Here is a 12,723-nt window from a genome sequence, read left to right as displayed (position 1 = left end):
CAAGTGTCAAAGTCGGCAACAGCCGACTTGATCGGGTGGCATGGCGAAGCCATGACGGATGAGGGCAGACCCTCGACCTAAAGAAGAAAGGGCCGCTGGCGCGACCCTTCCCTCATCCGTCTGCTATGCAGACACCTTCTCCCCCAAGGGGAGAAGGAGATCCCCTACTTGAACCCACCCAGGAACGCATCCAGACAGCCGCCGATCGCCTCGATCGCGTAGCCGCCCTCCTGCACCACCAGCGTCGGCAGGCCGAACGCCTTCACCTTCGCGCCGATCGTGCCGAAATCGGCCGCGTCGAGCTTGAGCACCCCGATCGGGTCGTCCTTGTGGGCGTCGTAGCCGAGCGCGATCACCAGCGCGTCCGCCCCAAAAGCCTTGATCGCCGCGCCGGCCTTGTCGACCGCCGCCGCCATCGCCTCTCCACCCGTGCCATGGGCCAGCGGCAGGTTGAGGTTGAAGCCCTCGCCCGGGCCATTGCCGGTCTCGTCGGCATAGCCGGTGAAGAAGGGGTAGTAGTCCACCGGGTCGGCATGGACCGAGATCGTCAGCACATCGTCGCGACGGTAGAAGATCTGTTGCGTGCCGTCGCCGTGATGGGCGTCGACATCGAGGATCACGACCTTGCCGAATTTCGAGCGCAGGCGCTGCGCCGCGACAGCCGTGTTGTTGATGTAGCAGAAGCCGGTGGCGCGGTCGGCGCGGGCATGGTGGCCCGAGGGGCGGCAGAGCGAATAGACCGCGCGCTCGCCGGACAGGATGGCGTCGGCGCCGGCGACCGCCGTCTCGGCCGAACGCAAGGTCGAGGTCCAGCAATGCTCGCCGACCGGAACCGAGAGATCGCCGAGATACCAGCCGAGCTGGCCCATGATCCCGGTCGGCCGGCATGGCGGCCGGACGGATTCGTCGGTGCGTCCGCTCCAATAGGGGAAGGTGTTGGGCCAGGCTTCCGGCCCGCGCTCGGGCAATTCCAGCCAGCGCGGCCAGAGCGTCTCGAGGAAGCGCACGAAGCCCTCGCTGTGAACGGCGAGAATCGGGTCGGTGCCGCTGGCGGCCGGCTGCTCGGGCGTGACGCCGTGCTTCTTCAGCGCGCCGAGCAATTGCGCCGTGCGCTCGGGCAGGTCCTTGGGCGCAACGATCTGGCCGAAGCGCATATATTGCTTGGGGTCATGGAGCGACTGGTCGGGGTGATAGAAGGCGCGCATGCGTGAGACGGTCCCTGGAACGAGCGAAGGCGGTATAGTTGAGCAGAGGGGGCGGATGCTAGCAAAGCCCGCGCCGCGCCGTCAGGCCGCAGCGACGCTGCCCCGCCCTGCATCAGTCGAGGGGTCCGCCGGCATGAGGCTCGCCGCGACGAGCTTCGAATAGCGGTAGCCTTTGCACGAAACCACAGCCGTGACGCCGCAGGAAAGCCTTGCTCCCGCCAAATGCCTCAAGAAGCACCGCGCGGAGCGCGATCAAGCCATCAGGGTTTCGGCGCGATCAGTGCGGTGAATTCGGCGGCGAGCTCGGCGACGTCGTAGCGGCCTGGGCGATACCAGTCGGTCGAGCCGTTCAGCGCGCCGAGCAGGAAATTGCGCAGCGCCTCGGGCGCTCGCTCGCCCGGCAGCACATCCGCGGCCTGCATCTCGGCGACAAGCTCGCGCCAGACCTCCTCATAGGCGCGGCGCACCCGGCGCACGCTGTCGGGCGCGGGCGACGCCCCGAAGGTGAAGGTCTTGATGCTGGCCGAGGTGTAGTCGCCATGGCCGTGGAGCGCGGTGAGATGCGCGCCGATCGCCGCCTCGAGCCGCTCGCGCGGCGTGGCCTCGGCATGCCCGGCCAGGGCCGCGACGACCGCCTCATGGACGAAGCGGACGCCGTCATTGACCACCGCCTCGACGATCTCCTCCTTCGAGGCGAAATGGTAGTAGAGGCTCGCCTTGCGGATGCCGACGGCCTCGGCGATCTCGCGCAAGGTCGTCTGGTGGTAGCCGCCCGAGCGCAGCAGGCGCGCGGCGGTGTCGAGGATGAGCCGGCGCGAACCGCCTTCGGCGGGCTCGCGACCGCCCTTTTCTACCGCCACCATCACCGCGTGTCGTCCCGGACAAGCGGCGAAGCCGCGCCGATCCGGGACCCATGCCCGAACCTTTCAGAAAAGCGTTCTGGCATGGGTCCCGGGTCTCCGCTTCGCTGCGCCCGGACGACGGCGCGCGTGGCAGAAAAGAAGAGCGCTCGCTCACAGCCGCTTCGCGACCTCTTCAAGCATCACTTCGGTCGCGCCGCCGCCGATCGACTGGACGCGGGCGTCGCGGGTCATGCGCTCGATCGTGCTTTCGCGCATGAAGCCCATGCCGCCATGGAACTGCAGGCAGGCATACATCACCTCGTTGACCAGCTCGCCACAATAGGCCTTGACCATCGAGACTTCCCTGGTCGCCTCAAACCCCTGCGCGTCGAGCCAGGCCGCGTGGTAGACGAGCTGGCGGCCGGCCTCGACCTTGCCGGCCAGCGTCGCCAGCTTCTGGCGGATGGCTTGCTTGTCCCAGAGCGGCGCACCGAAGGCCTTGCGGGTCTTGACGTAGTCAAGCGTCAGATCGATCGCGGCCTGGGCCTCGCCGATCGCCATGGCGCCGATCACCGTGCGCTCGTTCTGGAAGTTGCTCATGATCGCGTAGAAACCGCGCCCCTCCTGGCCGAGCAGGTTCTCGGCTGGAATGCGGCAGTCCTCGAAGACCAGCTCGGCGGTGTCGGAGGAGCGCCAGCCATGCTTGTCCAGCGCACGCGAGACGCGGAAGCCCGGCGTGCCCTTCTCGACCAGGAAGATCGAGACCGATTGCGACGGCTTGGCCGCGAGGTCGGTCTTGGCGGCGACGCAATAAAGATCGGCATGGACGCCGTTGGTGATGAACATCTTTGCGCCGTTGAGCACGTAATGGTCGCCCTCGCGCCGGGCCGTGGTGCGGATGCCCTTCACGTCAGAGCCGGCATCGGGCTCGGTGACGGCGACCGCGACGATCTTTTCGCCGGCGATGATGTCGGGCATGAATGTGTCGCGCTGGGCCTGGCTGCCGGCATTGAAGATATGGACCGAGGCCATGTCGGTGTGGACCAGCGCCGTGATGGCTGCACCCGAGAAGGTCGAGCGGCCGAGCTCCTCGGCCAGCACCACGGTCGCCAGCGTATCCATCTCCGAGCCGCCATATTCGCTGGGGTAGCGGATGCCGAAGAATCCGAGCGCACCCATGCGCTTCAGCACCTCGCGCGGCACGAAGCCGGCTTCCTCCCAGGCCAGCCCATGCGGCTTGATCTCGGTCTCGACGAAGCGGCGGACCTGGTCGCGCAGCGCCTCGTGCTCCTCGGTGAAATAGGGCGAGCGGCGCGGGGCTTCACCGCCCGCCTTGATCGTCTCGGCTGCCGTCATGGTCTGTTCTCCCGCGCTTGACCTGTGCGCTTCAATCCGCCTACCTAACGGACGGTAGGTGAATTTGCGGTGACGTTCAACCCGTCATTGCGAGTGTGAGCCGAAGCAATCCAGAAGGTCTCGCTCGATCCCACTGGATTGCTTCGTCGGCTTCGCCGCCTCGCGATGACGGTTGACGGCGGCGCGACAGGAACAGAGCCATGAAAGACACCAATCGGGTGGAAACCGCCAGCGCCCCTCCCCCGCTCGCCGCGATGCTCGCCACTCTGCGCGAGCGCCATGCATTGGTCGCCGCAGGTGGCGGCGACACCATGCGCGCCCGCCATGAGCAACGTGGAAAAATCATGGTGCGCGAGCGCATCGATCTCCTGCTCGATCCGCAGACGCCCTTCCTCGAACTCTCGCCGCTCGCCGCCTGGGGGCTCTATGGCAACGAAGTGCCGGGCGCAGGCATCGTCACCGGTATCGGCATCGTGCAGGGCCGCGCCTGCATGCTGATCGCCAATGACGCGACGGTGAAGGGCGGCTCCTTCTTCGCCGAAACCGTGCGCAAGCATCTGCGCGCACAGGAGATCGCCGGAGAGCATCGCCTGCCCTGCCTCTACCTCGTCGATTGCGGCGGCGCCTATCTTCCCGAGCAGGACCGCGTCTTCCCCGACCGCGATCATTTCGGCGGCTCCTTCTACAACCAGTGCCGGATGTCGGCGGCGGGAATCCCGCAGATCTCACTGGTCTTCGGCGGCGCGACGGCGGGCGGGGCCTATATCCCGGCGCTGTCGGACGAGGTTATCATGGTCAAGGGCACCGGCCGCATCCATCTCGGCGGCCCGCCGATCGTGAAGGCCGCCATTCACGAGATCGTCGATGGCGAGACGCTGGGTGGGGCCGAGATGCACACGCAAGTCTCGGGCGTCGCCGACCATCTCGTGCTGACGGAAATGGAAGGCCTGGCCAAGCTGCGCGAGATCGTCGGCTCGCTCGGTGATGCAGGCAGGCTGGTCGAACCGCCGCATGAACCTGCCCCGCCGAAGCTCGACCCGGCGGACCTCGTCGAGCTCGTGCCGACCGACCTGCGCCGCCCTTACGACGTGCGCGACGTCATTGCCCGCATCATCGACGACAGCGCCTTCAACGCCTTCAAGCCCGATTATGGCGCGACACTGGTGACGGGCTTCGCCCGCATTCACGGCCACCCCGTCGGCATCATCGCCAATAACGGCGTGCTGTTTTCTGAAAGCGCGGTGAAGGGTGCGCATTTCATCGAGCTCTGCGACCAGCGCCAGATTCCGCTGCTCTTCCTGCAGAACATCACCGGCTTCATGGTCGGCACCGAGGCAGAGCGCGGCGGCATCGCCAAGCATTCCGCCAAGCTGGTCTATGCCGTCTCGAATGCGCGCGTGCCGAAATACACCGTGCTGATCGGCGGCTCCTATGGCGCGGGCAATTACGGCATGTGCGGACGCGGTTTCCGCCCGCGCTTCCTGTTCTCCTGGCCCAATGCCCGCATCGCCACGATGAGCCCGGAGGTCGCGGCCAATGTCGTGACGGAGCTGCGCCGACAATCGCTCAAGGGCGCCACCGATGAGGCCGCCATCGCTGCGCTCGACGCCAGGACCCGCGCCCAGTTCGAGGAGCAGAGCGACCCCTATTACGCCACCGCCCGGCTCTGGGACGACGGCATCATCGAGCCGGGGCAGACGCGCGACGTGCTCGGCCTGTGCCTCTCGCTGGCAGCGGGCGAGCCGCGCGATACCTCGCCCCGCCCCGTGTACCGGATGTGATGGTGATGCTCAGAAACCTCCGCTGTCATTCCGGGGCGGCCCGCAGGGCCGAGCCCGGAACCCAGAACCGATGCCGGTTCAAGGAAAAACGAGGGCGCGATGCCGCTCTTTCTGAAAGGGCATCGGCTCTGGGTTCCGGGCTCAGGCCTGCGGCCTGCCCCGGAATGACGGGCGCGGTTCCAACAGATCTCCGGCGAGGCATTTGATGTTCGACACCATCCTGATCGCCAATCGCGGCGAGATCGCCTGCCGCATCATCAAGACCTGCCGGCAGATGGGGATCCGTACCGTCGCGGTGCATTCGCAGGCCGACCGCGATGCGCTGCATGTGCGCCTTGCCGACCAGGCCGTGGATATCGGCCCCGCACCTGCCCGCGAGAGCTATCTGCGCGCGGACAAGATCATCGCGGCGGCGCTCGCCACCGGCGCGCAGGCGATCCATCCAGGCTACGGCTTCCTGTCCGAGCGGCTCGACCTGATTGCCGCATGCGAGGCCAACGGCATCAGCTTCATCGGGCCCTCCAGCGCGGCGATCGACGCGATGGGTGACAAGATTCGCTCCAAGCAGATCGCGCGCGACGCCGGCGTGCCGGGCGTGCCCGGCTATGACGGCGCCGATCAGTCGCCGGAGGTCTTGCGTCGGGAGGCGCTGCGCATCGGCCTGCCGGTGATGGTCAAGGCCTCGGCCGGCGGCGGCGGCAAGGGCATCCGCAAGGTCGAGCGCGCGGACGATCTCGACGGAGCCATTGCCGCGGCCGCGCGCGAGGCGCAAGCAGCCTTCGGCGACGGCCGTCTGCTGATCGAGAAATTCGTGACGCGGCCGCGCCATGTCGAGGTGCAGGTCGCCGGCGACAGGCACGGCAATATCGTCCATCTCTTCGAGCGCGACTGCTCCGTGCAGCGTGCGAACCAGAAGCTCCTGGAGGAGGCGCCTGCGCCCAATCTGCGGCCGGAGACGCGCGCGGCCCTGCACGAACATGCGCTCAGGCTCGCGCGCGCGATTTCCTACGACAATCTCGGCACGGTCGAGTTCCTGGTCGATGCGGCGACGCAGGCCGTGTTCTTCCTGGAGATGAACACCCGCCTCCAGGTCGAGCATCCCGTTACCGAGGCGATCACCGGGCTCGACCTGGTGGAATGGCAGATCCGCATCGCGGCCGGCGAGACGCTGCCGCGCAAGCAAAGCGAGATCACCTGCACCGGCCATGCGATCGAGGCGCGATTGACGGCCGAACGCGCGGATGAAGGCTTCCGGCCCGATACGGGGACGATCCGGCTCTGGCGCGAGCCGGACAGCCTGCGTATCGACAGCGGCGTCACGGTGGGCAGCGAGGTCTCGACGCATTACGATTCCCTGCTCGCCAAGCTGATCGCGCATGCGCCCGATCGCCTGGCCGCCATTCGCAAGCTCGCTGACGGCCTCGACCGCCTGAGCGTGCTTGGACCCGGCACGATCCGGCCCTTCCTCACTGATGCCTTGCGCCAGCCCGCCTTCGTCTCTGGCGAGGCAACGACCCTGTTCATCTCCGAGACCTGGCCCGGCGGCTGGGCGCCCCGGCCTGTTGACGAGGTCGTGCGCAACGCCGTCGCCGCGGCAATCTGGCTCACCGCCAACAGGCCAGCGCCAGGCAGCGGGCCCTGGAATGCGCTTGGCGGCTTCAGGCTGCTCGCTCCGGCGGGACGCCCCGCCACGGCGCATCTCTCAATCCAGGTAGGAGGGCATGCAACGCGGCTTGCCGTCGAAGCGCATGACGGCTTCCTGCGCCTGACCAGCCCCGGCGGCTCATATGACGTCGCTATCAGCAAAGCCGGGCGGGATCGCTGGAACGTCACCGTCGATGGCGTGAACACGGCCGTGGATGCGGCCTGCTACGCGGAGGAGGTATTCCTTCGCCATGGCGGATTCGAAGGCCGGATCGGGATCGCGTTGGCCGCGGTCGCCGCAGCGGCGCAGCGCGCTGCGAGCGGCGAGACCGGCGACACGCTGCGCGCCAGCATGCCGGGCACCGTCGTCTCGCTTCATGTGGCCGAGGGCGACAGCGTCGAGGCCGGGCAGATCGTCGCCGTGCTGGAATCGATGAAGCTGTTCATGGAGCTGAAAAGCCCGGCTTCAGGCACGGTCAGGCGGCTGGGCACGCGGGCCGGCGCCAGCGTCGCGGCCGGCGATATGCTGATCGCGGTGGAGAGCGTTTGATCGGCACCGAGGTCAAACAGGACCGCCCAAAAGCAGCGCCGTGTTTTCTTCACGCGGACCGGCGTCCACTTCGCTCGCACATAAAAGAGGGGCCGGTTTGCACCGGCCCCTTCCCGCCCGACCCGGCCGAAGCCGAGGCCGGGGCCGTTCAGGATCGATCGGCTGGATCAGTTGCAGCCGCAGCCATGGCCGCCACGGCCACCACGACCCAGTCCGCCAAGCAGGCCGCCGACGACCGCCTTGACCGGGGCAATGACGTTGACCTTGTTGCCGTTGCCGACATTGTTGGCGATGTTGTTGCCGCTGAGGACGCTGACATTGTTGAGCACGCTCACCTTGGAGATGCTGGCCGTCACCGGGGCGATGATGCCGCCGATCAGCGAGCCGCCGAGAAGCGAGCCGCCCTTGCCGCCAGCCATGGCAGGAGACACGGCGAAAGCTGCAACCGTAGCGAGAACATAAGCGTATTTCATTGTACTCTCCCTGGGTCCGCCTCGGGGTTCGAAGCGATGACAAACGTATAGGTTGCAACAACCTCGAGATGCAATCTTAGACGAATATTAACCATACTTGATAATCTTAACCCAGATGTCGGCGGAGACATGCTCTGCGAAATCTAAATCTATTCAATTCTTCTTTTGATATAACTCTAGTAGCCGAACGTAATACCTTCGGCCGTTTAGAAAATTTTAAGTACGATCGACTGATTATCGGCGCCTCTACAGCGCGAGCAGCGATGAAACACAGCCTGTTCACTCTCTACCTCCTGCCGCTCCTCATGGCGGGAACCGCTTATGCGGCGGAGAAGGACGTGCAGCCTGCGGAGAGTTCGGTCGCCGTCATCGGCCTGCGCGGCGGTTACGACAGCAATCCTTTGACGCTGGAAGGCGAGAAGGGCAGCCCCACCGCCACGGTCTTTGCAACCTGGGATTATCTCCACGGGACATTGCAAGACGGCTATGGCGTCAACCTCACCTTGGCCGAGACCCAATATGACCCGCGCGTGCTCTCCGCGGCGCGCTTCCACACGCTGACCTTGAAGCATGCGGTCCCGATCGGCGATGCGACGGTGGTCCAGACCTCGATCCTGGCTTCCAACGAACAGAGTTGGTCGCGCCGCAGGAGCAGCCTGGGCCTGCGCGGGCGCATCGACCATGCCATCGGCGCCTTGCGCCTGTTCGCGAACGCGGAGGGCCGACTCACGGCACTGAACGAGCGCAATGTCTTCAATCTTGGCGACTTCCTGCCCCGCGACGAGAATTTCGGCACGGTCTCGCTGACCTCGGGCGCGGCCTGGCGCATCGGGGACAGCGAGGTCGGCGCCTCCTTCACCGGGTCCCGGACGCATTTCGTCGACGGGGTCGATTATCTCGGGCTCCGGCGCGACCATAACCGTGTGCAGCCGAACCTGTTCATCTCGACCAAGATCGGCGAGGCAACGCTCGAAGGCTCGCTCTCGCCGTTCCGCGCCATCTTCCCCGAGAAAGAGTTCGAGACCGTCAGCGAACTGCTCTACACGGCCAAGGCGCGCATTCCCTATGGCGCCCTGGCGTTCGAATTCGCCTCGAGCCGGGCAGTCGAGGACACCACGCTGCCCTTCTCGGCCATCGATCTCGTGACGGCCCATGAGATCAAGCTCACCGCCAAGATCAATGAGGCGAACGCGGTGGCGCTGAGCCTGCGCCGCAAGACCGACAATTATCTCGGCCTCGACGCGCTCTCGGACCAGAAGAGCATCGGCATCGACTATCAGCGCGCCCTTGGCGACGGCCTGACCGCGACCGCCTCCGCCTCGCTGCGCAAGACCAAGGAAACCGGCCTTGAGCCGGTCACCTCCTTCAGCCTGATGCTGGGGCTGCAAAAGCAGATCGATTTCAGCAAGCCCGGAAAGCCGGAGAAGGCGGGCGGCTGATGGAGGGCTGCGTGGAGCGCAGTCCAAGAGCAATTTCCGATCCAATCGGGATCGTTCAATTACTCTAAATCCTTGTTTTTTACGCGTTTTCTTCACGCGAACCGGTATCCCCTTCGCTCGAAAACGCTCTAATCGGCGGCGTCGCACGCTCCCGGGCCTCGCCACTCCCAGGCCTCGCTACGCCCACGCGCAACGCATCCCGTAGGAGGCGTGTGCATTGAACTCAACCGCGGGCCCACGCACAACCATAGGATGTGGCTGAAATGTGACGGACAGCGAGCTTCCAATTCTGTAGGACGCAGCCTGTGTGGAGATAAGGGCCTGACCTTGTTGAATTTGAGCCGTTTGCGCAGGCCCCGATACGCAACTTTCATGATCGGCGGAATCGTTGCTGCAGCCGCAGCAATTGGATGGTCGCTTGGAGCTTATGCAACCAAAGACGACTTCAATGCGAGGGCTTATTCGCGCCAACGGGCCCCTGTCATCGACGCGCAGATGCGGGATACCGACCCTGGTTTCATCCTCTTTGCAGGGGACAGCCATATTGACCTGTTCAATGAGCCCAGTGAACTCTGTGGCCGGGATACCGCCAATGCCGGCCTGAGCGGCGTAACGGCCGAGATTTACGCTACAGCGCTCAAGACGCTGCACTACCCTCACAAGGCCAGCCTTGCGGTCCTGACAATTGGGACGAACGACCTTGCGCGGAAGAAACACCTCGATCCGGAAGCTTTCCAGGCAAGCGTGGAGAGCATTGTTCAGACGCTCAAAGAACACGCCTCCTTCATCGTCATGACGGCCATTCCTCCGATAGGTAGAGAATTGGCCAATTCCTTCAATATCGACTCGATTGAAAAGTACTCCACGATCTTGTCTGGCGTCTGCATCAGCGCGCACGCCTGCAGCTATCAAGATCCGTACCAGGACATGCGCGTGACCGGAGAATTCGGCCTTGCCAAGCCCAACACCTTGGCTGACGGCGTTCATGCGAAATCATATCGCGAAGTTTACGAGCGAATTCCGCTGTGCCGCATTCTCGCGGAAGCTCATTAGCTCGACCTGTGACGGCCCGGAGCAGGCGAGCTTGGCGTCCCGCTCCAGCTTCGCCATACACGACACCCTATCCCGCCCCTTTGTGCCAAGGCGCGGCTTGCGGTGGAAATTGGCGGGGATGATCAACAACCGCAAAAGGTTGGATGGTGCCGCTTGAGGGATTCGAACCCCCGACCCCCTCATTACGAATGAGGTGCTCTACCAGCTGAGCTAAAGCGGCGACACGCGAGGCGTCTACCAGCCCTGCCGATTCTTGGCAAGGCGAAGCGGGGCAATGATCGCCGCGCGGTTCAGGATTTCCGCAGTTTTTCGGTCTCGGGCTTTTCCTGGCCGAGCGCGACGATGCCGCGGCGGATGGTGCGGGTGCGGGTGAAGTGCTTGTGCAGCGTCTCGCCGTCGCCGAAGCGGATGGCCCGCGTCAGCACCGAGAGGTCCTCGCTGAAGCGGCCGAGCATCTCCAGCACCGCCTCCTTGTTGTGCAGGAAGACGTCGCGCCACATCGTCGGGTCGGATGCTGCGATGCGGGTGAAATCGCGGAAGCCGCCGGCGGAGAACTTGATCACCTCCGACTGCGTCACCGCCGCCAGATCCTCGGCCGTGCCGACGATGTTGTAGGCGATCAGGTGCGGCAGGTGGCTGGTGATCGCGAGCACGAGGTCGTGGTGCTGCGCGGTCATGATCTCGACCAGCGCGCCCATCCCCTCCCAGAACTGGCGGGTCCGGGCAATCGCCGTCGCGTCCGTGCCCTCCGGCGGGGTCAGGATGCACCAGCGGTTGAGGAACAAGCTCGGGAAGCCGGCGTCGGGGCCGGAATTCTCGGTGCCGGCGACGGGATGGGCCGGGACGAAATGCACGCCCTCGGGCAGATGCGGCATAACCGCCTCGACCACGGCGTTCTTGACCGAGCCGACATCGGAGAGGATCGCGCCGGGCTTCAGCGCAAGCGCGATCTCGACGGCGACAGCTCCGCAAGCTCCGACCGGCACGCAGAGGATGATGTGGTCGGCATCGCGGGCGGCCTCAAACGCCGTCTCCGCGATCTCATGGCCGAGGCCGAGCTCGCGCGCCCGGGCGCGCACGGCCTCGTCACGGTCGGAAAGCACGATCCGACCGGCGAGGTTGAGCTCCTTGGCCGCATGCGCGATCGAGGAGCCGATCAGGCCGATGCCGATGATGGCGAGGCGACCGAAGATCGGCTCACTGCGACGCGGCGCAAAACTCTCGGACGCGGTCGTCATGCCTTGCCCGCGAGGAAATCGGCGAGCCCCGCGACGACGAGGCGGTTGGCCTCTTCCGAGCCGATCGTCATGCGCAGCGCATCGGGCAGGCCGTAAGCGGCCACGGCGCGCAGGATCAGCCCGCGCCGGGTCAGGAAGGCGTCGGCCTCCTTGGCCGTCTTGCCGGGCTTGGCCATCTCGCCGGGCTTGGCCGGAAAATGGATCAGGATGAAGTTGCCGACGGAGGGCGTGACCGAGAGCCCGAGCTTCTCCAGCTCGGCCGTGGTCCAGGCGAGCCATTTGTCGTTGTGCTCGATGGCCGAGGCGACATGGGCCTCGTCCGCGATCGCCGCGGCGCCGGCCTCGATCGCCGCGCCGTTGACGTTGAACGGGCCACGGATGCGGTCGAGCGCATCGACGACATGGGCGGGACCATAGAGCCAGCCGAGCCTGAGATTGGCGAGACCGTAGATCTTGGAGAAGGTGCGCGTCATCACGACGTTCTCGCTCTCCGCGACCAGTTCCAGCCCCGAGGCATAGTCGTTGCGGCGGACATATTCGGCATAAGCCGCATCGAGCACCAGCAGCACATTGCCGGGCAGGCCGGCATGCAGGCGCTTGACCTCGTGGAAGGGCAGATAGGTACCGGTCGGGTTGTTGGGGTTGGCGAGGAAGACGATCTTGGTCCGCGGCGTCACCGCCGCCAGGATGGCGTCGACATCGGCGGTGAAGTTTGTCTCCTTGACGATAACGGGTTTGCCACCGGCGGCCAGGATCGCGATGCGGTAGACCAGGAAGCCGTGTTCGGTGAAGACGCCCTCATCGCCATCGCCGAGATAGGCCTTGGTGACGAGCTGCAGCAATTCATCGGAGCCGGTGCCGCAGAGGATGCGGTTGGCGTCGAGCCCGTAGCGGCCCGCGATCGCCTCGCGCAACTTGGTCGAGGAACCATCGGGATAGAGCTCAAGCTTGCCGCTGAGCGAACCATAGGCTGCAACCGCCTTGGGGCTTGGGCCGAGCGGCGTCTCGTTGGAGGAGAGCTTATGCAGCTTCACGCCCGCGGGGGCTGCGGACTTGCCCGGCACATAGGCCTGGATGTCGAGGACGCCGGGGCGGGGCACGGGGCGGGAGGCGGCATTGGCCATGATGGTCGGGACCTTGCG

10 protein-coding genes and 1 tRNA gene are annotated in these 12,723 nt (G+C 65.6%); 4 read left to right on the top strand and 7 right to left on the bottom strand.

The features are described from left to right. Window positions 1-164 precede the first annotated feature (164 nt). The 3 genes from BHK69_RS10265 to BHK69_RS10255 all read right to left on the bottom strand — a co-directional run bounded on the left by BHK69_RS10265 (window position 165) and on the right by BHK69_RS10255 (window position 3,403). Entirely contained in the window at window positions 165-1,205 is a 1,041-nt protein-coding gene (locus BHK69_RS10265) for a histone deacetylase family protein (RefSeq protein WP_069690013.1), read from the bottom strand. 260 nt (window positions 1,206-1,465) lie between these two features. After that, window positions 1,466-2,068 carry a TetR/AcrR family transcriptional regulator gene (locus tag BHK69_RS10260; protein WP_069690012.1) on the bottom strand — a complete coding sequence of 201 codons (603 nt, stop codon included), beginning with the start codon at window positions 2,066-2,068 and terminating at the stop codon, window positions 1,466-1,468. A gap of 150 nt (window positions 2,069-2,218) precedes the next feature. Continuing rightward, window positions 2,219-3,403 carry an acyl-CoA dehydrogenase family protein gene (locus tag BHK69_RS10255; protein ID WP_069690011.1) on the bottom strand — a complete coding sequence of 395 codons (1,185 nt, stop codon included), beginning with the start codon at window positions 3,401-3,403 and terminating at the stop codon, window positions 2,219-2,221. Between the two features lie 200 nt (window positions 3,404-3,603). Between BHK69_RS10255 and BHK69_RS10250 the strand changes: the two genes are divergently transcribed. Together BHK69_RS10250 and BHK69_RS10245 are read left to right on the top strand one after the other, a co-directional pair. Further along, window positions 3,604-5,184: an acyl-CoA carboxylase subunit beta gene (locus tag BHK69_RS10250; protein ID WP_069690010.1), complete on the top strand. Its 1,581-nt coding sequence runs from the start codon at window positions 3,604-3,606 to the stop codon at window positions 5,182-5,184. 205 nt (window positions 5,185-5,389) lie between these two features. After that, on the top strand, window positions 5,390-7,378 hold the full coding sequence (locus BHK69_RS10245; protein ID WP_069690009.1) for an acetyl/propionyl/methylcrotonyl-CoA carboxylase subunit alpha: 1,989 nt from the start codon (window positions 5,390-5,392) through the stop codon (window positions 7,376-7,378). A gap of 167 nt (window positions 7,379-7,545) precedes the next feature. Here BHK69_RS10245 and BHK69_RS10240 read toward each other — a convergent pair whose 3' ends face one another. Beyond that, the gene (locus tag BHK69_RS10240) at window positions 7,546-7,851 is read right to left on the bottom strand and encodes a hypothetical protein (RefSeq protein WP_148663367.1); all 306 of its coding nucleotides are present in this window, start codon (window positions 7,849-7,851) and stop codon (window positions 7,546-7,548) included. Window positions 7,852-8,114: 263 nt separating this feature from the next. Between BHK69_RS10240 and BHK69_RS10235 the strand changes: the two genes are divergently transcribed. Beyond that, on the top strand, window positions 8,115-9,290 hold the full coding sequence (locus BHK69_RS10235; protein ID WP_069690007.1) for a hypothetical protein: 1,176 nt from the start codon (window positions 8,115-8,117) through the stop codon (window positions 9,288-9,290). Window positions 9,291-9,662: 372 nt separating this feature from the next. Continuing rightward, on the top strand, window positions 9,663-10,343 hold the full coding sequence (locus BHK69_RS10230; protein ID WP_069690006.1) for an SGNH/GDSL hydrolase family protein: 681 nt from the start codon (window positions 9,663-9,665) through the stop codon (window positions 10,341-10,343). 144 nt (window positions 10,344-10,487) lie between these two features. On the opposite strand, the gene BHK69_RS10225 is transcribed toward BHK69_RS10230, so the two are convergent. From BHK69_RS10225 to BHK69_RS10215, 3 genes are all read right to left on the bottom strand, one after another. Next, a tRNA-Thr gene (locus BHK69_RS10225) sits at window positions 10,488-10,563 on the bottom strand. A gap of 70 nt (window positions 10,564-10,633) precedes the next feature. Next, window positions 10,634-11,581 carry a prephenate/arogenate dehydrogenase family protein gene (locus BHK69_RS10220; RefSeq protein WP_069690005.1) on the bottom strand — a complete coding sequence of 316 codons (948 nt, stop codon included), beginning with the start codon at window positions 11,579-11,581 and terminating at the stop codon, window positions 10,634-10,636. Further along, window positions 11,578-12,705: a pyridoxal phosphate-dependent aminotransferase gene (locus BHK69_RS10215; protein WP_069690004.1), complete on the bottom strand. Its 1,128-nt coding sequence runs from the start codon at window positions 12,703-12,705 to the stop codon at window positions 11,578-11,580. Before BHK69_RS10215 ends, BHK69_RS10220 begins: the two co-directional genes overlap by 4 nt. Window positions 12,706-12,723: the final 18 nt, after the last annotated feature.

Source organism: Bosea vaviloviae (assembly GCF_001741865.1).
GTDB lineage: Bacteria > Pseudomonadota > Alphaproteobacteria > Rhizobiales > Beijerinckiaceae > Allobosea > Allobosea vaviloviae.
This window is presented reverse-complemented; position numbering and strand designations above follow the sequence as displayed.